Here is an 18,209-nt window from a genome sequence, read left to right as displayed (position 1 = left end):
ATCATATTGAACAACTCCTTACAAGCGGGGAGTAGTTCAATATGCACATGGCTTGAGCGGACTTCAATTTAACCAAAAAATTGCTTATTTTTGATGTGAACCAGATGGTCTTTTGACGGTGCGCAGCCACATCAGCAACGGCAACGATTCAATTTTCCCTTAATCAGTTTTAATATTGCTCCGCCCCATGCGCCGAACCATATCTAAAACTGAATCCCCCATAAATGACGGAGTTCGTTTAAGAACATCTTGCAAGTAGCTCTGGGCCGTTGAATGATCGCCACTTTCCTCCAACTGTAACAACTTCAGGTAATGCAATGTCATGGCAGATGGAGCAAGGCGTTTGGCGCGATCCATTAACCTTTTGGCCTTGATTTTATCGCCACGCAATTGCGCAATAATGGCGAGGCCAGCTTGCGATTCACCGAAAGTACGGTCAAGTTCAATAGCTTGGTTATAGCTAGCTTCAGCGCCATCAATGTCGTTTTGCAATAGCTGCGTCCAGGCTAGCCCATGCCAGGTGCCTATATGATTAGACATATGTTGTACGGCATTTTTCAAGGCTGTTTGTGCAGCCGGTAAGTCAAGCAAATACATCTGGGCGACGCCAATCGATGACCATGCACGACCATCGCTCGGATTGCGGCTGATAATTTTCTGGGCGAATTCCACTGCGGCAGCGGGTTTTTCATCCATCATCGACAACGCACTAGCAGTGACTAGCGCCATCGGGTGATTCGGATTGGAGCGCAACGCGGCGTAAGTGTACTGACGACAAGTGTCAATATCTTTCTCCGCATCGAGGTACAGCAGAGCAAGTACGCCTTGTAATTCGGTATCGGTCGGCTTTGTTTTGAGACGCTTTTCCGCGTAGGCAATGGCAGTATCAATTTCACCTCTCTGATGCAAACTAAGTACATAAATTGAATCCAAACCTGGGATCCGATCCGCATCATCAAGCGCTGGCTTAATCACTTCACACGTGCGGGCATAGTTGCCGATCAGGTAGTTGGCATAGGCAAGGTTGTAGCGAATTGCAGCGTCTGCCTTGCCGCTAGCCATAATCTTTTCCAACTCGATGATGGCTACGTGAGGGGTATTGCGGCGTAGTGCAACTATTGCCTTGCGATTCAATACACCCAGCGCCTCCGGCCAATTTTTAGCGGCATTTAGGAGCAAGCGGTCTGTAAGGTCGAGATTGTTTTCTGCCAGACAGAGATCGATGGTATCAAAAGTTAGCGGTTCGTTTTGTGGGTCTTGCTCAAGATAACCGAGCATGCGCGTTAACGCCGAGCTTGGGTTGGCTGTGTTTGGTGTTGAATTCATGAATTTGTCTACTTTTATATGGGGCTTGCTGGTCAATGGCGTTGAACTGGTCCAGCCTATTTTGGGGCATTCTTGAGAGGGTCTACACCGCTCAATAATTGGTCTGTGGCTTCTCGCATGGCTTTTGCGATATCGGGATTACTTTCCATCTGCACCTGGATATCGTCCACCATCTGATAAAAGCTAGGGTCGTTGATTAAATCTTCGCCTAATTCATTAATGAGTACCGATTCCAAAAAAATACGAAAGGCCTTGCGTCCGCGTTCCGGGTCTGTCACCTGAAGTGCGTTGACCCGATGCCCAATCATTTTACTCAGTCCGCCTTGTTTCACTTTTGTTGTCTGGGAACGGGTTCCTGCACCTTTACGCACGACACCTGGAGCACTCATTGGTACTGAGGTGCTCATTGTGCGAATTGGATCAGTCATCTGCTGGCGAATGACAGCAACGATCTGTTGGACACTGAGAGGGGAAATGGCCATAACTCTTCTATATCAGCGTTAGTGAAAGACGGGCGATTGCAAATAAGAAGAAACCAGAATGTGCTGAGCATTCGGATCTTCTTCGGCTGCATCTACCAATGGTGAGTCACGATTGGCCGCAGCAAAGATAGTTTCAATGACAATGGCCATTTCTTTGTTCAGCTCGGGCAGCTCGGTGTTTTCAGCCATCGCTGTAGCAAGTAGTTGACGGGCGTGCTCAAAATTTCCTTGAACCATCTGCAGCATACCTACCCGGAAACGATTGAGAACGTGTTCGTTTCCGAGTTGATCAAGTGGCATCCAAACGTTCACCGCATCATCCACACGGGCACAGGTCAACAGCAAAAGGCCGAGTTGGAAACGCGCCAACGGCATAGCCGGATTCAACTCCAGCGCAGTGAATAATTCAAGCAAGGCATTATCAATGTTGCCTGCTTGCGCATATTCGGCACCTAACAAGTGCCGCGCACGCGCATGGTAAGGGTCACGGTGTAATAGTTCGTTCAGAATATTGACGGCGATTTCGGATTGATGTTGCAGACTGGCAGCGAGGGCTTGCTCAAATAATGCGCCAACCTCGGTATCTACCGCCGCTATCGATTTCTTAGAATTTGTTGGTTTGGTCATAACGCTATTTCAGTCGAAAAACGACGCCGTTGTTTAGAATATCTAGCAAGTAATATCATATTGTTTTAGATCAAGAGCCGATTTGCGTAAACGGTCTAGCGCACTACGGTGAAGCTGGGCAATTCTACTTCGAGTTAAACCCCATTGCTGTGCCACGGCATCAAATGTCATGTGATTAAAATACGTGTATTTGATCAGCAAACGCTCTCGTTCTGGCAGTTGTTCCACCAGTATCTGCAATCGGTTTTGTAACTGCCGCAATTCGACGCCGCGATATTGATTGTAAGGCTCTATCGTTTCGTCGTCAAAATAGAGCCTGGTATCGTCAAGAAGATGGCCCAGCGCGAGACCGACAGCGATCTCGGCAAGTTGGTCGAACAGAGTGCCAGTGCCGGTTTTAAGAGCATCGCCGGCCAACTTGCTTCGCTCCTTTAGGCGTCGCTGGTGGGTACTTATTTGTTGTTGCCGTTCACTCAATTGTTCGACCCCATCCAGTACTGCGCCATTGATGCGCTTAGCGGCATAGGTGGTGAACTGCGCCAAGGAGTTGGATTCGTAGCGATCAATGGACTCCATCAGCCCAATCGTAGCGAACTGCAGGTAATCATCAAACTCGAACTCTTCGCTATGCCGCTTACTATAAAGCTTGGCGGCCATCATTCTGGTAAAGGGCAGGTAATGCTCGATAATCCGATCGCGCACCTCCCGGCCTTTATTTTCATGCCAGTCATGCCATAGCGCAGCAACCTCACTGGTATGCACGTATTTATCTGGCGTAAAGGTTGAAAGGTTGGTCACAGGTGTCTATTGGAAGGTTCCGACCAATGCTTTTACTACGAGATTCCAGCCATCAATCAGCACGAACATTAATACCTTCACCGGTAGCGAAATCGTTACAGGTGGCACCATCATCATCCCTAAGGACATTAAAATCGTCGACGTTAATAAGTCAATCAGCAGGAAGGGCAGGAAGATCACAAATCCTATTTGAAAAGCTGAGCGTAGTTCGGACAGCATATAGGCTGGAATCAACTCGACGGTCGGAATGTCGTCCATCGTTTTCGGTTCAGGCTGTTTAGCTAGTTCCACCATCAGCGATAAATCCTGCTCCCGCGTTTGCCGAATCATGAATTCACGCACAGGTTTCAAGCCGAGCTGAAACGCCGGGCCAGCCTCAATTTTTCCATTCATGAATGGCTCGAATGCCTGGTCGTTTACTTGGTTGATAACCGGCATCATGGTGAACAGGGTAAGGAATAGCGCAAGACTGACCAATACCGTATTGGGCGGCGTTTCTTGCATGCCGAATGCATGGCGCAACATCGACAGCACGATGGTAATACGGATGAACGACGTCATTGAAACAAGAATAGCCGGCGCTAAAGTGAGGATGGTCATCCCCAGCAAAATCTTCAATGCTGACGATACTTCTTCGTTCTTTGCTCCATGTGAAATTACATGCACATCAATGCCTGGCAGGGCGGCAAACGTGTTGGGTGCGGCAAAGCAAGGGTGCAATTGCATACCGAGCATGGCAAGTAAAAAACCGACTGCAATCGCCAATATCGTACGCTTACTCATGGCTTCCCTTTACTTTTGTTGTTTCCGGTAATGTGGCTTCTGCTGCGATGATAGATTCCATTGGGCGCTTACCAATCAGAGTCACACCATGCTCGCTTTCTCCGACCAATAATTCCTCATCACCCCAGCGCACCCGTACCAGCATAGAGCGGGTGCTTAAGCGCATGCTTTCCAGGCGCTCCAGTTGCTTATCACGCTTCATCTTTTTATTGAACGACGGCATGAAATTCTTGATACACCAAGCTAGCCCGAATGCAACTGCACCCGCGATAAGAAAGGCCGCAATCGCACGATAGACCAGATTATCGTCAGCGACGGTAGTCGATTTGAATGGAATGTTCGCAGGTAGCGTTACGGCATTCGCATAAGCTGACGAAACCTGCATGCCGATTACAGCTACTAGTCCGGCCACGGCAATGCTGCGCCGTTTCAAGCTGTTCATTACGATCGTCACAAACGTGCTTTCGGTAATTCAGTGATGCGCACACCGAAATTATCATCCACGGCGACAAGTTGCCCTCGCGCGACAACACGACCTTCTAACAGAATGTCAACGGGCGCATCAGCTAAACTTTCCAGTTTGATCACATGTTCTTCCTTCATCGCATGCAATTCACCCACAGTAATACTGGCTTCACCAACTTGTACAACTAGCCGCACTTTGACGTGCTCGATGGCATCTAAACTGTCTGATATGATCGCTGGCCCTTTACCGTGGTGTGGCGCAATTTCGCTTAGTTCAATCATCTGCGGATTTAGTTGGATTATTTCGGTTTCGGAATTTTTCATTAGGTACTCTATTAATTATGCGGAATCTTAAACATTTCGAGGGCACGATTGCCATCCTGTTTACCCAGATGAGCAACGCCCACCGGGCAACGGTTTTCAGTAAAAACCGTCAGGGATTGATCAATGCCGATGGACAAATTGATGACATCACCAAGCTGCAGCGAAGCAAAATGGCCCAGCGACATTTCTACGTCACCAAGCTCGGCAATCAAGCGAACTTCGATTTTATTCAATGCAACGGGCAGCGGTGTGACTGCCTCGCGCGGCGGCGACTTGCGAGCAATTTCGTGCGAAGGAAGTCGCTCAGAGGGGATGAGTAATGAGAGCGTCTTCCCGCCTATTGTGATCTTGATTAATGCAGTGCCGCTGTGGCGACGGAATTGCCAATCAGCAGGCTTTGTACCGAATTCAAGTTGTGCGGTTGTTGGCCCTGCTAAGCGATTGAGCAGTAGCGCGACCAGTTCATCAACGGCTTCATTGGCAACGTTTTCGGCAAGTGCGGATTCACGATGCCGGTCGGTGCTGCGCAATGCATCGTTCAAATCGAAAATCAAACGTTCTGCCTGCTTACCAAATTCGGTCGGGCAGTAACACCAGACAAGAGAGCCTTGTGTAAGCCGATGTGCAGTCCATAGACCACCCGGTTGTATGACTGATGGGTCGCAGGTTTCACTGCAATCAATCTCGATTCCGGAAGAAGGGCACCAAGCGCTCTCCCATTCGCTCACCGCATCGCAGGCGCGTTCAATGCAAGAATTGATGTCGCGTTGCTTAAGCAGCGCAAAAGTATGAGTTGCCAAACTTAACCCTGTCCTTTCATATCAAGCACGTTTTGCATCATTTGATTTGCGGTACTCACGATTTCAGATGCTGCTTGGTAACCGCGTTGCGTGATGATGATGTTACTAAATTCAGTCGACAGATCAACGTTAGAAGCTTGGATTGAGCCAGAATTAATGGTGCCCCAGGCACTCGTATTACCTGCAATGCCAAGTTGCGCATCGCCGTTATTGGATGTGATAAAAGCGTTGTTGCCGGCATGCTGTAAATTAGCTGTCGACGAAAAATTAGCCAGCGCAACATTAGGACCGTTGACTGTTTGCCCGTTCGAGTAAGACAACACCAGCGTACCACTTTGATTGAACGTGGCGTTGGTCACCGTTCCGGCTGCATAACCATCCACTGATTCAACACCTAATGTTGATGATGACGCTAAATAGGTACTGGATGGGTCGAGTGTTAACGTTAAATTCATCGCTGGAACACCGGCTGGCGAATAGGTGAATGCATACGAATTCGCACCGCCAGTTGTGGTGAGCGTGCCATTAGTAAATACGAATGAACCGCCGCTTGAAACAGTACCATTGGCATCCGCCAAACTTACTGTCCAAGTACCAGGAGTCTTGGTGCTATTGGTAAATGTCGCCGTCAACGTGTGTGTTCCACCCGCCGCGTCGGTCACGTTAATCGAACTTACTACATCGGGTGATGTTGTCGTCGACAAATTGCCAGCCAAGGTAATTGTCGACGAAGCTTTTGGCAGACTGTTTTGCAAACCGCTCTGAGTCAGGTTGGCCAACTTACCACTGCTATCGAGCGCTTGAACATCAAAATTACCAGTGCTATCGACTAATACGCCACTTGAGTTGAATTGAAATTGGCCGTCCTGCGTGTAGGAAATTTGTCCAGTTTTTGGATCTTTAAGAACAAAAAAACTATTCCCGCTGTCGACCATATTGGTTGCTACACCCGTTTGCGTAGTTTGCCCCTGAGAGAAATTAATCACGGCAGGTAATACTTGCATACCACCGCCAGTAGAATCGCCGGAACCTCCAGAAAAACTATTATCCTGAGAAAATAAATCAGAAAATTGCGAGTCGGATCCTTTAAAACCGGGGGTGTTAAGGTTGGCAACATTGTTACTAATTGTTTGTAATTCTTGAGAGAAGCCCAACAGGCCGCTCATACCGATATCAATGGACGATGATAATGACATGATGTTTTCCTTTTGCGATTAATGCGTTGCCGTGATTTGACTCAAGGCGACGCCAGTCAATGCTTGGCCTGAGGTGGGCGTTACAGTGAGCGTCGGCGCATTGCCACTGAAACTGATCGATGTCACTGATCCGCTGGTGCTCGATCCGGAGCTTGATGTAGATGAAACGGTGACGGTTTTTCCTAACAAAGCAATTGCCTGCGATGCCGTTTGCGTCGCTAACGAGGTCGTCGCCGTATCGGCTAGCTGTTGCGTTTGCTCAAGTTGAGAAAATTGCGCCAGCTGGGCGACAAACTGTGTATTGTCCATCGGCTTGAGCGGATCTTGTTCAGTCAACTGCGTGAGCAAAATCTTCAAAAAATCTTGCTGCGAGATGCCGGCAGCCTGTAAATTGGCATTGCCGGTGCTATTAGTAACGGGATCAAGTGCCATGTAATTACTCCTGAATTTCGAGGGATGAGGTGAACGAATGAGTGGTGATGTCGACGTCATTCGACGGTGAATTGGGCAATGCTGTAGTTGTACGTGGTAATTTAAGGAGCGTCTTGCCATTGACGGTGGCATTACGTAAACGCAAACCGGATTGCGCGGCATCGCCAGCTAGCCTGGTAACAATTTGCGACGACTGGTGAGCGTCCAACGTATTGTCGCGAATCGATACGCTAACATTTTTTCCTTCTTGCGCGACGTGCATAAGACGTTTTTGCCAAACGTTATTCGATGCCGCATCATGCGTTTCCGATGGTTCTGTTTTTTGCTGTTCCGAAGATTCGCTTGCTTCTTCTTTTTCCATTGATGTGGACTCATTCGATACACGCATTGCGATTACGGCGAGGTTATTCACGGTGGTCGGCGTAGTAATCGAAATTTGTTGAGTCAGAGTGCTGCCTAATTGTTCTGAGATGATCGGTGCCGATAAATTACCCTGCTGATTCGATACATCCAACTGATTCTGGGTAATTTGACCTATCGTCTCCTGTTCCGGCTTCGTAGTCTGAATCGACGAATGTGATACTTCGTTGCTTTTCACTGTTTGATTCGACTGTGTTGGCGAATGGGATGCTTCATCTGTGGTTGTACTGTGTTGATTAAGAATTGGGTGCACAGGTAAAAGAGTCGCCGAAGTGGTTTCAGATGAACCACCAAAAGAAGAGTTTGGTTGTGATTCACTTTGCCCATCATGCGAATCTTTCGAGACAGCACTACCATTGTTATTTCCGGATGAGCCGGAATTTTGCTGGCCTAGCTGTTGCAGCAGCGACATCTGGCTGAGTTCCAATTGGCGTAACCATGCGTCTTTCTGATTTTCCGCGTCAACTTGTCGATTACTTGATGAAATTAATTCCAGATCAGGCCTTAATGCTGAATTCACCGTCGTCATTGTGCTGCCTTCCAATGTATACCTCGTAACCAAGCATCGTCTGCTTCGGCGATGCTCACCTTTTCAAGTACCTGCGTATAGTCTTTCACTTCTTCTTCCCGATGTTCTTCCAGTCCATCGGCAAATTTTTGCAAACGATGTAAATTCTGGATTGTCTGATCGCGGTTTGTTTCAAGCTGCGTCAACGCCTTACGCGCCAGTGCCAACAGCTGCATCTGGTGGGCGATGTAGGTGTGGGCGATAAATTGCTTATCAATATGAATAATTTGAGATTTACCCTGTTGCCGGGCAATATCCTTCGTTGCCACTGACAACCGGTCTTCGTACTGTTGTACGGTCTGTGTTTGGGCTGCAATCTCTGTGTTGAGGCGCGCCAGAGTTTGTCGTAGCTCTTGCAGTTCCCAATCGGATTTGCGGCGCAGCGGCTCCAGTCCGTATTGAAATCCGCGTGGCTCACGTTGCATTGGAATCTCCTGTTACCTCAATCTGTTCAGCTAATTGCGCAATCTTGCGCAATTCGACTAATGCTTCCGAACGCGAGGCAGATTCACTTTCAGGTTGTCGTAAAAACCGCGTGAGTGTTGGGTTGAGGCGAATGGCGCGATCGATTTCAGGGCTACTACCGCTACGATACGCACCCATCGCGATCATCTGGCGATTCTGGTCATACGCAGCAAGACCTTCGAACATCGTGTGTATCAAATTCAATTCTTCATCGGTCGTCAAATCGGTGACAAGACGACTGGCGCTTTGCAATACATCAATCGCGGGAAAATGGCCCTGCTGCGCCAAGCGACGCGCCAGCACAATATGCCCATCCAAGGTGGCGCGCAGCATGTCGGAAATTGGTTCGTTAAAATCATCACCTTCCACTAATACCGTGTAAAGAGCGGTAATCGTGCCGCCGGATTCGGCTGTTCCACAACGTTCACATAGTTCGGGCAATTCGGCGAATACCGACGGGGTATAGCCGCGCGCGGTCGGCGGCTCGCCAACGGCTAAACCAATTTCGCGTTTGGCCATCGCAAACCGTGTGACAGAATCCATCGTCAGCACCACATGCTGACCAGCATCACGGAAATATTCAGCGATAGCCGTGGCCGCGTAGGCTGCGCGAGCGCGAGCCAAAGCGGGTTGATCTGAGGTTGCCACAACAACGACCGAGCGTTTCAAGCCTTCTTCGCCCAGATGTTTTTCAATAAAGTCTTTCACTTCACGACCACGTTCACCGATCAACGCAATGACGTTAACGTCTGCCTGTACGTGGCGCGCTATCATCCCGAGCAACGTACTTTTACCGACGCCACTACCTGAAAAAATACCCACCCGCTGACCACGTCCGATCGTCAGCATCGTGTCGATGCTGCGTACGCCAGTTTCCAGGATCGTGTCGACGCGTGGTCGTGACATTGGGTTAAGTGGTACGGACTTGAGCGGTCTAAAACCCGTCGTACGCGGAGCGCGTTTGTTGTCCAGCGGATCGCCGAACGCGTCAATTACGCGTCCTAGTAATTCTGTGCCAACAGCCACTTGCGGCATCTGTCCGGTAGCGATGACGGTGCTGCCTGCGCCAATGCCGTGAACACTGCCGTAAGGCATGAGTACGACGCGGTCATCTTTGAGTCCAACCGCCTCGGCTCGCAACACGCGCTTGCCGGTGCGAAGCGCAATCTCGCATATTTCACCGACCTGAACGTCCGGTCCGGATGATTCGATACTGAGCCCTGCTAAGCGGCGAACATGGCCGATTCGACGTACGAACTCAGCTTTATGGATGGCGTCGCGATAGTGCTGGAGAGAATGCTCCATTAGTCGTCCCTCTGAGTATCGACAGGCTTGTGACGTGCTGACAACAACACACGCTTGAGCTGGTTCAACTGTGTATCGATACGCGCATCCAGCGTGCCGTATTCCGATTCGATCATGCAGCCACCCATAGCGACGCCTTCGTCGGCACGCCAATCCGCCTCGGAGGCAACACCAAATGCGGCGCTTTCTTCTATCAACTCAAGATCCAGCGGATTAACCCGAATAATCACTGAGGACTTACCGCGAATGCGCGCAAGTGCCTCTTCTACCACGGCAACAACACCTTCACGAGTGGTTAATGTATCGCCGATGATTTTGCAAACCGATTCAAAGACAATCGAAACCATCATGTCTTCTGATTCGTCTAGGCTGCGTTGCACCGTGTCATTCATATTTTGCGTTAATTCTTCCAGCTGACGCAGCCCCGATGTATAGACTTCACGACCATCCGTTTCGCCATTGCGTAAACCTGCTTCGTAGCCTTCCTCATATGCTCGCTTGCCTGTTTCATCCGCTTCGCGCAACCGCTCTGCCAACTGCTCTTCCTGCGCAATCAGCGCCGCACTATCAGGCGCTTCACGCAACGACTGCGGCGCGTTTTCTTGCTGGCCTGTTGATAGTTCATTCGGCAGCGATGAGTTCACCCCGTATGCTTTGTGAAACGAACCGCGCAAAACGCGCTTTTCGCTGGCAATAACCGGCACTCGGAGGATCATATCCATGTACGCATCTTTCGGCTGATCTGTTGTCCAAAGCGAGCGAATCCAGTCAATTCGACAGGACGACTTTGTAGTTCGAGCACGGCATAGGGCAGGCGTTCTTCCAATTGGGTTATCAGTGCCAATCCCAGTTTTTTGGGCAATGTCTCTCTCAGCGCATGCTTGACCCGATCACGTTTGCTGGCATCAAGTCCAATGTAGATCGCTTCGCGCCAAGGCCAGGCTTCGATGCTTAACACGGCAGCAATCAACCAGGTTGGCTCCTTGTTCAGCAGGTGTAATACAACATCAGCGTGCGCACTGCGTAATGCATAACCCGGCTGTTCAGTCGATGTAGCTGGCGCGTCTGATTTTCCAGCAGCACGTGACAACAGACCTTCCACCAGGGAGCGATTCGCAAGCATCCCCATTTGAGTTAACTCTTCCAAATGCGTGCTTAACTGCACATGCTGCTCTTCGGCCAGTTGCGCCAATATCCATTGGCGATCAACCTTATTTATGCCGTGCAGCAGCAGTGCTGATTGACGATAGGCGTCACTCATGCAATGTCTCCATGCTTGCCGGATTTTGCATCAAGCCAATGCCGTACACGAGCGAGTAATTCTTCTCTTTCTTGATGCGTCAATGGCGTAGGTTGTGCTTGTCCCGGCTTACCGCTCCGTAGCAATATGCCCAACGCGATCAGCACAATCGGCACGATCAATGACACCAGCACAATTGTTACGGTTGTTGGCGCAGTGCGCGCCGAGCTGTGCGTTTCCGGCACGCTATCTATAGAAGCTGTCACCGGTGCGGCAGTTGCTGGTTGCTCTGCGCTCGTCGGCGCAAGCGTATTTTGGCCTGTTCCAAATTGCGTAATCGTATACACGGCAATACCATCGCCACGTGCTTTATCGATACCTACCGCCTTAGCGATAATGTCGCTAATCCGATCGATTTGACTTGCGTCCAAGGGCTGACGAACAACGACTGCAACGTTAATTTTATCAATGGTGCCGGGTCCAGTTACCACTTGTTCTACCCGCCGACCAACCTGGTAATCTACATCGCGATTGGTACTTGTCGCTGGGTTTGGATGCGTCGGGCCACCAGCTTGAATAGTGCCCTGTTGTGTGTCTGGGGGAGATCCCTGTCCTGTTTGATGTTCATGCACAATCACACCGGTTGGTGTCGCATCGTCAGAACCTAAAACATTTTCAGTTGTGGTTTTCACCGCATCATGATTCAGCACCACATCGACGCTGGCAATACTTTGTCCGGCACCGAATGTACGGTCGAGTACATCGCTTACTTTGTGAGTAAAGTAGCGTTCAATGGCTTCTTTGCTGTCAAGGTTCGAGGCACCGGATTCAGTGTTTTCACTATCGCTGCTGGCAGGGCGGGTAAGTGCTACGCCATGTTGATCAATCACGGTGACATCTTGCTCCTGAATATCAGGAACCGATGCCGCAACAAGCCGTTGAATACCTTGTACTTCATGCGGCTGCAAGGTTTTGCCCGGTTTAAGCGTCAGCGATACGGATGCTTTGGCTTGCGCAGTGGTTTTCTTGAACAAGGTCTGTTCAGGAAGAGCCAGATGAACACGCGCCGCCTGTATTTCCTCATAAGAGAGGATGGTACGGGTAAGTTCGCCTTGCAGTGCGCGCTGGTAATTCACTTTTTGCGCGAATTCCGTCATACCGATATCGGCATTATTGAACAGCTCAAAACCGATCGTTCCATGTAACGGCAAATCGCGACCAACCAACTTGAGGCGGGTTTTATAAACTTCGTCAGCCAGAACGAGAATGGTGTTGCCGCCACCGTCGAGATGGTAAGGAATTTTCATGTGATCAAGTTCTGTCGTCATTGCAGCAGCATCTGCCGGTGCAAGGTCGCTGAACAGAACTTGATAATCCGGCTTTAAAAACCAGAAAGACAGGCCAATCATTGCGCCAGCTAAAACGAACAGACACAACACGAGGCCAATACGCGCAGCCTGGTCGAGTCGTTCCCAAATTTGTTTGAAAATGGTCATGCGGATCTTTCTTTACAGCTGCATTTGTGCAACATCGTGGTAGGCATCAAGCAAGTGATTACGCACTTGCATCATGAGTTGAAGCGACATCCTGGCTTCCTGGAGATTAATCATCACCTCATGCAAATTGGTGGCGTCTCCTGCCGCAAGCTGTTGTACGCCGGTGTCGGCGATCGCCATCTTGCTATTGATCTCCGATAAATGCTGCTCGAACCAGGCACCAAAAGCGCCCCCAGTCGTTAGTGTGGAGTTGGATTCACCAGCCGGTAGCAGTGAAGGCAGCGATGTGGCAGGCAGAAATGAAATGGCATCAATCGTCATCATGAACCTCCTAATTCGAGTGCTTTGAGCGCCATCGTTTTGGCCGCATTCATGGCAACCACATTGGCCTCATAAGCACGTAGCGCACTGGCCATGTTAACCATTTCAGTCACCTGGTTAACGCCCGGCTCTGTTACGAAGCCCTTGTCGTCCGCATCGGGGTTGCCCGGTTGGTAGACCATGTGCGGTGCAGTCGGTGTCGTGGTCACACCTACGACTTGGGCGCCGTGCAACTGTGCACCGGCCAGTTGTTCAAATTGCGTGGAGAAATTTTCGCCCGCTTCCGTTGAAATGACCTGCATCGGTTGAAACAGCGTGCCGTCAACCCGCTTGCCACTATGAATGTTGGCTAAGTTGGCTGCCGTCACATCGAGCCTTAATTTTTCAACGCTCATACCTGAGGCGCTGATCGCAAATGCGTTGCGATAATCCATTATCGTTTCCCTTCACTAATTGCAGAACCCACCATCGACATACGCATGCCCATGACTTTTAATAATGCTTCGTAATGCACGGTGTTTTCCGCAAGCTTGGCTGTTTCCATATCCAGCGTTGCAGTCCGATCGCCGTCGCCGAAAGGCTGGCCTCGTTCGATAACAGGCTGAATGCCACTCAACATGTCGGCTTTAACCTTGCCGCCTTGCTCCAGCGTTTGCCGGATGCTGTCGAGTTGCTCTTCGAAATTCACGCGAACCGGTGAGTAGCCAACGGTATTAATGTTGGCGATGTTGTTGGCGATAGCTTGATGGTTCAAGCTGGCCGCATCCAATGCCAATTTAAGCATGCTGCTTGTGACGGCTTCCGTTTTATGTATCATAAAATGCTCCTTATTATTGGACCACGAGGTCTGCATGCAGGGCGCCCGCTGCCTTGATCGCCCTAAGAATAGAAATAATGTCGCGTGTATTCGTTTTGATTTGAGTCAATGCTTGAATAAGGTCTGCAACCGTATTGTTGGAGGCACTGACATAACCGCTTTCTTCTCTTTCATCCACATCAATGCGCGAATTAGAAATACTTTGCGTGCGTACGCCACGGCCGGTTTGTCGGACATAAATTGGTTGCGAAACGGTGTTGTCAGTAACAATCGATATTTTTAAATCACCGTGCGAAATCACTACTTTAGAAATGCGCACATCACCACCCGCTACAATCGTGCCGGTACGTTCATTGACGACAACGCGTGCGCGTACATCCGGTTCAACATTGAGGCTTTCTATCCGCGCCATAAAAGCAACCAGGTGCAAATTGTCGGGAACCCGGATTTCAATGGACTCAGCATCACGCGGATCAGCGATTGAAGCCCCGAATGCATTATTGACGGCAAAAGCTACGCGAGCGGCGGTTGTATAGTCAGCATCGGCCAGCGTAAAGGTGAGTTTGCCTTCCGGACTCAACACATTGGCTTTAACCGCGACTTCAACACTAGCGCCATTGGGGATAGAGCCAACGGTGGGGTGATTTTTTTGCGCTAAGGTGCCGTTCTGTGCAAACTTATATCCACCCAGCGAGACTGGGCCCTGTGCCAATGCATAGACTTTATTATTGGGCGCTTTAAGCGGGGTAATTAGCAGGCTACCGCCAGAGAGGCTGCGCGCATCGCCCATGGACGTTACCGTTACATCCAGCGTGTCACCCGTCGTGGTGTACGGTGGCAAAACGGCCGTGACCATTACTGCCGCCGTATTTCGACTGACGATATCGTCAGGAGAAACGGCAACATCAAATTGAGCCAACATGTTAGCAATAGATTGTCGTGTCGCCTTGTTGCTGCTCGAATCACCGGTACCGGCAAGGCCCGTGACGAGGCCGTAACCGACCAACGCATTTTCACGCCAACCGGCAAACTTACCAAGATCTTTCAGGCGTACCGATTCGGACTCGGCCATGGCATTGGTGATGAAAACGCTGCAACAGAGTAGGGCAATTATCAACTGTTTAAAATTAAGCAAGCGGCGCATCATAATCCTATCCAAGCAAAGAAACTGGTAATCAATCCTGGTTTTTGATGTGATGCAAGGTCACCATCGCCCAAGTAGCTAATTTTCGCTTCGGCGATCCGATTGGATGGCACAGTATTTGTGTCAGAAATGTCGAGTGTTCTGATGCGGCCTTCCACTTTTATATGCTGCTTGTCGGAGTTGATTTCAACGACTTGCTCACCGCTTACCCAAAGATCACCATTGGGCGCAATTTTTTCTACTGTGACAGTAATTTGAGCTAATAGATTATCGCTGCGCTGCACTGTGCCGCCGCCATCAAAGTTTGAACTAGTACCTAATGAAGCTTGATGATTGACCTGGGTCGCTGCCGCTTGTACGCCAAGATTACTGCTTCGAGTTACATTGGTATTGGCGCTGCTTGAGGCGCTGGAATTTTCGTAAATCATGACGGTAACTGAATCGCCGGGCAAATGAGCGCGCTTATCCGCTGCAAGCGGGCGATAGGTTTGTTCTTTGTATAAATCCTCAGCTTGTATTTGGCTTGCAAAACTGACGATTAGCGCTGTCGCGCAGAGCATGGATTTTTTCATATTCTCATCTTTCTGATACGTTGACGATGCCTGGTGCAATCACCATGGCAAGCACCGGTTCCTGGCTCAATGTGGCACGAACCGAAATACGCTGACCCACTTGACCATCTGTCAGCGCCAGTGCGTGCGACTCCAACACAACGGCACCTTTAGTGACTTCAAGAGTAACGATGTCGCCTTCACTTACTGCTGGAATGGCTTCAAGCTCACCCGACAAAAGAACCTCTCCAGTCGACAGGTTGCGGCGCAATCTACGTTTTAAATTACTACAGTCACCGACTTGAGGGTTGGCGGCGAGTTGCGCAATATCACGCTGTTCAAGCTCGACATTGTCACAGCTCAGTACCTGACCTTTGTTCAAGCTACTCCGGGTAACTAGCACTTGCTGGAGTGCGCTAACCGAAAACGAGACCGGCACCGAACGGTAAAAACTGCCGTCAAGCAGAATATCTACCCACGCCACCATATGGCTACGTGGTCGGTCAACGGAAGCCTGCCGAGGGCGAAGCGTTACCTCGCCACGTGGTAAGCGGATAACTGGCAACGTCTCGCTATGAGTTAACTCTAACGACAGTCCGTCGCGACGAAGACTACCAGCCAGACTTGTCTTTGCAACGGCGACCAGAGGCTCCGGATCAAACGGGATTGCTACCGTCATCACCGTCGTCGCATCCGCACCTTCTACTACCAGTTCTTGTATTCCCGCTTCATGCAGCAGACGCAACACTTCGCGCTGTGTCAAGTGCGAGGAATAACCTGGTTGCGGCGCTGTGGCCAGTTGTACTCCGCGCAGCGTATCTAGTGCTGCTGGGCTTGCACCACTTAGTCGCGCAACATCTCCCAGCGTGATAACACGCCCATCAACCAACACCTCGGCTTGCAAAACAGCATGTACTGCGCCAGTTTGCTGCGCATGGCAGCAAACGGAGACGCTGATCAACAGCAAAGTCAAGAAGGTGCAAACGGTTTTCATCAACGGCGCAGGTTATTGGTCAACGACATGAGTTCATCGGCAGTTTGAACAACTTTGGAGCTCAATTCATACGCGCGTTGCGCTACCATTAAGTTGACCATCTGGTTCACCATATTCACGTTCGAGCCTTCTAGTGAGCCTTGCGCCAGTGTTCCGGCATTGGTGCTGCCGGGGACGCTATAGGTTGGATTACCAGAGGCGGCGGTCGGCACATAGATACCGTTTCCCTGTGGATTGAGTGCGCCTGGGTTATTGAAATTAGCTAACTCGATCTGCCCAACTTGCGTAGGCTGCGCCGACGTTCCCGTTGTCACGGATACTTGTCCATTTTGCGCAATAGTGATGCTGGTCGGATTGGCTGGCAAACGAATGGACGGCTTGAGTTCATAACCTTGCGGGCTCATCAAAAAATTGTCAGCGCCGACGCTTAACGTACCGCCGCGGGTATACGCATGGCTACCGTCCGGCATAGTGACTTCCAGGAAGCCATTACCTTGAATTGCCAAGTCCATTTGAGAATTAGTTTGCGTCATCGTGCCGAGGCTAAAGTCCTTCGTAACGCTGCCGACCGATACGCCAGTACCATAGGGAGTAATGGCGGACGTCGCTGCGTCGCTGTCCTGTCCCTGAGTACTTTGGATGCCATGAGCACTATGGTCGCCATGTACGCCATGCATACCGGAATGCACAGAGTGCATCTCTGTTTGTGCCGAACGAGCGCCAACCGGGTCGACATACATCAATTCCTGAAAATTAACGACGCTCGATTTAAATCCATTGGTACTGAGGTTAGTCAGGTTATTAGCAATCGTATCCAGGTTCAATTGTTGAGCCTGCATGCCAGTGGCTGCGATATAAAGAGAGTTATTCACGCGACAGTTTTCCTAAACGAATAAATGTTAAACATCAGAATTGCCCCAATTTTTGTATGGCGGAAGAGATTTGTTCGTCGTATCCCTGAAACAGCTTTTGTTGTGATTCAAAATGACGTGATGTTTCAAGCATACTGACCATTTCATTCAACGGTATGACATTGGCATTTTCTAAAAATCCGATCTGAAGCTGGGCTGACGAATCGGACGTTTCTGCATCGTTGTTGGTTGATACCAGTAATCCGCCGCTGCGCGTTTGCAAGCCATGCTTGTCAGCGAAACTTACAATCCGGATTTGCCCAACCGCCGTACTGCCATCGCTGACTTCGCCGCTAGGAGTAATAGTTGGTGTACTTTTTCCATTAACGATGATATCGCCACCTTTACCGCTAACGGGGTAGCCGTCCTGGCTAACCAAGTGACCGTCTTCATTAATATGAAAATTGCCTGCGCGAGTGTAGGCAAGGCCATCAGGGGTGGTTAATTCAAAATAGCCATCGCCGCTAATAGCCAGATCAAGTGGCTGGCTAGTCGATTTGATCGAGCCGGAAGCAGTGTCAAGTACGCTGGTTACCGTTGGTAATGTGATTTCAATACTATGCGTAACATTGGAGAGAGAGCTGCTTTGCAATACGTCACCGAAAGATTGGTTGGTACTCAGCGCGCGACGATAACCCGGCGTAGCGCTGTTAGCGACGTTTTCACTAATAATGTCCATACGTTGCATGTCGTTTTGCATGCTTTGTATTGCGATGGAAAATGCATCTGCCATGTCATTGTCTC

At 49.9% G+C, this 18,209-nt stretch carries 24 protein-coding genes; all 24 read right to left on the bottom strand.

The window, feature by feature from the left end; all coding sequences use genetic code 11:
- Positions 1–159: 159 nt before the first annotated feature.
- Genes S2091_RS07625 through S2091_RS07510 form a run of 24 tightly spaced genes read right to left on the bottom strand, consistent with a single transcriptional unit; the run spans position 160 to position 18,198 of the window.
- Positions 160–1,326 (bottom strand): tetratricopeptide repeat protein, encoded by a 1,167-nt coding sequence (locus S2091_RS07625; RefSeq protein ID WP_112886595.1) that lies wholly within the window; start codon positions 1,324–1,326, stop codon positions 160–162.
- A 56-nt stretch (positions 1,327–1,382) separates the two neighbouring features.
- Complete coding sequence (locus S2091_RS07620; protein ID WP_105531197.1) at positions 1,383–1,808, bottom strand: hypothetical protein; 426 nt, start codon at positions 1,806–1,808, stop codon at positions 1,383–1,385.
- 18 nt (positions 1,809–1,826) lie between these two features.
- Positions 1,827–2,435, bottom strand: coding sequence for a tetratricopeptide repeat protein (locus S2091_RS07615; protein ID WP_105531196.1), 609 nt, complete (start codon positions 2,433–2,435; stop codon positions 1,827–1,829).
- A 42-nt stretch (positions 2,436–2,477) separates the two neighbouring features.
- The gene (locus tag S2091_RS07610) at positions 2,478–3,233 is read right to left on the bottom strand and encodes a sigma-70 family RNA polymerase sigma factor (protein ID WP_105531195.1); all 756 of its coding nucleotides are present in this window, start codon (positions 3,231–3,233) and stop codon (positions 2,478–2,480) included.
- A gap of 6 nt (positions 3,234–3,239) precedes the next feature.
- Positions 3,240–4,016, bottom strand: a complete 777-nt coding sequence (gene fliP / locus S2091_RS07605) for a flagellar type III secretion system pore protein FliP (RefSeq protein WP_243405344.1) — start codon at positions 4,014–4,016, stop codon at positions 3,240–3,242.
- Complete coding sequence (locus S2091_RS07600; RefSeq protein ID WP_105531194.1) at positions 4,009–4,458, bottom strand: flagellar biosynthetic protein FliO; 450 nt, start codon at positions 4,456–4,458, stop codon at positions 4,009–4,011. The genes fliP and S2091_RS07600 overlap by 8 nt, the downstream gene beginning before the upstream one ends.
- An 8-nt stretch (positions 4,459–4,466) precedes the next feature.
- Positions 4,467–4,805: a FliM/FliN family flagellar motor switch protein gene (locus S2091_RS07595; protein WP_105531193.1), complete on the bottom strand. Its 339-nt coding sequence runs from the start codon at positions 4,803–4,805 to the stop codon at positions 4,467–4,469.
- Positions 4,806–4,816: 11 nt separating this feature from the next.
- Complete coding sequence (locus tag S2091_RS07590) at positions 4,817–5,605, bottom strand: FliM/FliN family flagellar motor switch protein (RefSeq protein ID WP_105531192.1); 789 nt, start codon at positions 5,603–5,605, stop codon at positions 4,817–4,819.
- A 2-nt stretch (positions 5,606–5,607) separates the two neighbouring features.
- Positions 5,608–6,801, bottom strand: coding sequence for a flagellar hook-basal body complex protein (locus S2091_RS07585; protein WP_105531191.1), 1,194 nt, complete (start codon positions 6,799–6,801; stop codon positions 5,608–5,610).
- 18 nt (positions 6,802–6,819) lie between these two features.
- Positions 6,820–7,233 carry a flagellar hook assembly protein FlgD gene (locus tag S2091_RS07580; protein WP_105531190.1) on the bottom strand — a complete coding sequence of 138 codons (414 nt, stop codon included), beginning with the start codon at positions 7,231–7,233 and terminating at the stop codon, positions 6,820–6,822.
- 4 nt (positions 7,234–7,237) lie between these two features.
- Positions 7,238–8,182 (bottom strand): hypothetical protein, encoded by a 945-nt coding sequence (locus S2091_RS07575; RefSeq protein WP_105531189.1) that lies wholly within the window; start codon positions 8,180–8,182, stop codon positions 7,238–7,240.
- The gene (locus S2091_RS07570; RefSeq protein WP_105531188.1) at positions 8,179–8,646 is read right to left on the bottom strand and encodes a hypothetical protein; all 468 of its coding nucleotides are present in this window, start codon (positions 8,644–8,646) and stop codon (positions 8,179–8,181) included. The genes S2091_RS07575 and S2091_RS07570 overlap by 4 nt, the downstream gene beginning before the upstream one ends.
- Entirely contained in the window at positions 8,636–9,991 is a 1,356-nt protein-coding gene (locus S2091_RS07565; protein WP_105531187.1) for a FliI/YscN family ATPase, read from the bottom strand. The genes S2091_RS07570 and S2091_RS07565 overlap by 11 nt, the downstream gene beginning before the upstream one ends.
- Positions 9,991–10,713, bottom strand: coding sequence for a FliH/SctL family protein (locus S2091_RS07560; RefSeq protein ID WP_105531186.1), 723 nt, complete (start codon positions 10,711–10,713; stop codon positions 9,991–9,993). The genes S2091_RS07565 and S2091_RS07560 overlap by 1 nt, the downstream gene beginning before the upstream one ends.
- The gene (locus S2091_RS07555; protein WP_105531185.1) at positions 10,704–11,252 is read right to left on the bottom strand and encodes a hypothetical protein; all 549 of its coding nucleotides are present in this window, start codon (positions 11,250–11,252) and stop codon (positions 10,704–10,706) included. Before S2091_RS07555 ends, S2091_RS07560 begins: the two co-directional genes overlap by 10 nt.
- Positions 11,249–12,727: a flagellar basal-body MS-ring/collar protein FliF gene (gene fliF, locus S2091_RS07550; RefSeq protein ID WP_105531184.1), complete on the bottom strand. Its 1,479-nt coding sequence runs from the start codon at positions 12,725–12,727 to the stop codon at positions 11,249–11,251. Before fliF ends, S2091_RS07555 begins: the two co-directional genes overlap by 4 nt.
- Before the next feature lie 12 nt (positions 12,728–12,739).
- The gene (gene fliE, locus S2091_RS07545) at positions 12,740–13,051 is read right to left on the bottom strand and encodes a flagellar hook-basal body complex protein FliE (RefSeq protein ID WP_105531183.1); all 312 of its coding nucleotides are present in this window, start codon (positions 13,049–13,051) and stop codon (positions 12,740–12,742) included.
- Positions 13,048–13,482 (bottom strand): flagellar basal body rod protein FlgC, encoded by a 435-nt coding sequence (gene flgC / locus S2091_RS07540; RefSeq protein WP_105531182.1) that lies wholly within the window; start codon positions 13,480–13,482, stop codon positions 13,048–13,050. The genes fliE and flgC overlap by 4 nt, the downstream gene beginning before the upstream one ends.
- Entirely contained in the window at positions 13,482–13,865 is a 384-nt protein-coding gene (locus S2091_RS07535; RefSeq protein ID WP_165794946.1) for a flagellar basal body rod protein FlgB, read from the bottom strand. The genes flgC and S2091_RS07535 overlap by 1 nt, the downstream gene beginning before the upstream one ends.
- A 13-nt stretch (positions 13,866–13,878) precedes the next feature.
- Positions 13,879–15,012, bottom strand: a complete 1,134-nt coding sequence (locus S2091_RS07530) for a flagellar basal body P-ring protein FlgI (protein ID WP_243405343.1) — start codon at positions 15,010–15,012, stop codon at positions 13,879–13,881.
- Positions 15,009–15,581: a flagellar basal body L-ring protein FlgH gene (locus S2091_RS07525; protein WP_105531180.1), complete on the bottom strand. Its 573-nt coding sequence runs from the start codon at positions 15,579–15,581 to the stop codon at positions 15,009–15,011. The genes S2091_RS07530 and S2091_RS07525 overlap by 4 nt, the downstream gene beginning before the upstream one ends.
- Before the next feature lie 4 nt (positions 15,582–15,585).
- Positions 15,586–16,554 (bottom strand): flagellar basal body P-ring formation chaperone FlgA, encoded by a 969-nt coding sequence (gene flgA, locus S2091_RS07520; RefSeq protein ID WP_105531179.1) that lies wholly within the window; start codon positions 16,552–16,554, stop codon positions 15,586–15,588.
- Entirely contained in the window at positions 16,554–17,426 is an 873-nt protein-coding gene (locus S2091_RS07515) for a flagellar hook-basal body protein (protein WP_105531178.1), read from the bottom strand. Before S2091_RS07515 ends, flgA begins: the two co-directional genes overlap by 1 nt.
- A gap of 34 nt (positions 17,427–17,460) precedes the next feature.
- Positions 17,461–18,198 (bottom strand): flagellar hook-basal body protein, encoded by a 738-nt coding sequence (locus S2091_RS07510; protein ID WP_105531177.1) that lies wholly within the window; start codon positions 18,196–18,198, stop codon positions 17,461–17,463.
- Between the last annotated feature and the right edge of the window lie 11 nt (positions 18,199–18,209).

The organism is Solimicrobium silvestre (assembly GCF_002976435.1).
Lineage (GTDB): Bacteria > Pseudomonadota > Gammaproteobacteria > Burkholderiales > Burkholderiaceae_D > Solimicrobium > Solimicrobium silvestre.
Note: the sequence above shows the minus strand (reverse complement) of the source record. Positions and strands in the feature narration are given on the sequence as shown.

Excerpts from the sequence above, each read along its gene's own strand:
- S2091_RS07615 (WP_105531196.1), bottom strand. The coding sequence starts at position 2,435 with ATGACCAAACCAACAAATTCTAAGAAATCGATAGCGGCGGTAGATACC.
- S2091_RS07625 (WP_112886595.1), bottom strand. The coding sequence starts at position 1,326 with ATGAATTCAACACCAAACACAGCCAACCCAAGCTCGGCGTTAACGCGC.
- S2091_RS07530 (WP_243405343.1), bottom strand. The coding sequence starts at position 15,012 with ATGATGCGCCGCTTGCTTAATTTTAAACAGTTGATAATTGCCCTACTC.
- S2091_RS07600 (WP_105531194.1), bottom strand. The coding sequence starts at position 4,458 with ATGAACAGCTTGAAACGGCGCAGCATTGCCGTGGCCGGACTAGTAGCT.
- S2091_RS07575 (WP_105531189.1), bottom strand. The coding sequence starts at position 8,182 with ATGACGACGGTGAATTCAGCATTAAGGCCTGATCTGGAATTAATTTCA.
- S2091_RS07510 (WP_105531177.1), bottom strand. The coding sequence starts at position 18,198 with ATGGCAGATGCATTTTCCATCGCAATACAAAGCATGCAAAACGACATG.
- S2091_RS07620 (WP_105531197.1), bottom strand. The coding sequence starts at position 1,808 with ATGGCCATTTCCCCTCTCAGTGTCCAACAGATCGTTGCTGTCATTCGC.
- S2091_RS07580 (WP_105531190.1), bottom strand. The coding sequence starts at position 7,233 with ATGGCACTTGATCCCGTTACTAATAGCACCGGCAATGCCAATTTACAG.
- S2091_RS07560 (WP_105531186.1), bottom strand. The coding sequence starts at position 10,713 with ATGGATATGATCCTCCGAGTGCCGGTTATTGCCAGCGAAAAGCGCGTT.
- S2091_RS07555 (WP_105531185.1), bottom strand. The coding sequence starts at position 11,252 with ATGAGTGACGCCTATCGTCAATCAGCACTGCTGCTGCACGGCATAAAT.
- fliP (WP_243405344.1), bottom strand. The coding sequence starts at position 4,016 with ATGAGTAAGCGTACGATATTGGCGATTGCAGTCGGTTTTTTACTTGCC.
- S2091_RS07585 (WP_105531191.1), bottom strand. The coding sequence starts at position 6,801 with ATGTCATTATCATCGTCCATTGATATCGGTATGAGCGGCCTGTTGGGC.
- S2091_RS07570 (WP_105531188.1), bottom strand. The coding sequence starts at position 8,646 with ATGCAACGTGAGCCACGCGGATTTCAATACGGACTGGAGCCGCTGCGC.
- fliF (WP_105531184.1), bottom strand. The coding sequence starts at position 12,727 with ATGACCATTTTCAAACAAATTTGGGAACGACTCGACCAGGCTGCGCGT.
- flgA (WP_105531179.1), bottom strand. The coding sequence starts at position 16,554 with ATGAAAACCGTTTGCACCTTCTTGACTTTGCTGTTGATCAGCGTCTCC.
- S2091_RS07525 (WP_105531180.1), bottom strand. The coding sequence starts at position 15,581 with ATGAAAAAATCCATGCTCTGCGCGACAGCGCTAATCGTCAGTTTTGCA.
- S2091_RS07565 (WP_105531187.1), bottom strand. The coding sequence starts at position 9,991 with ATGGAGCATTCTCTCCAGCACTATCGCGACGCCATCCATAAAGCTGAG.
- flgC (WP_105531182.1), bottom strand. The coding sequence starts at position 13,482 with ATGGATTATCGCAACGCATTTGCGATCAGCGCCTCAGGTATGAGCGTT.
- S2091_RS07535 (WP_165794946.1), bottom strand. The coding sequence starts at position 13,865 with ATGATACATAAAACGGAAGCCGTCACAAGCAGCATGCTTAAATTGGCA.
- S2091_RS07595 (WP_105531193.1), bottom strand. The coding sequence starts at position 4,805 with ATGAAAAATTCCGAAACCGAAATAATCCAACTAAATCCGCAGATGATT.
- fliE (WP_105531183.1), bottom strand. The coding sequence starts at position 13,051 with ATGATGACGATTGATGCCATTTCATTTCTGCCTGCCACATCGCTGCCT.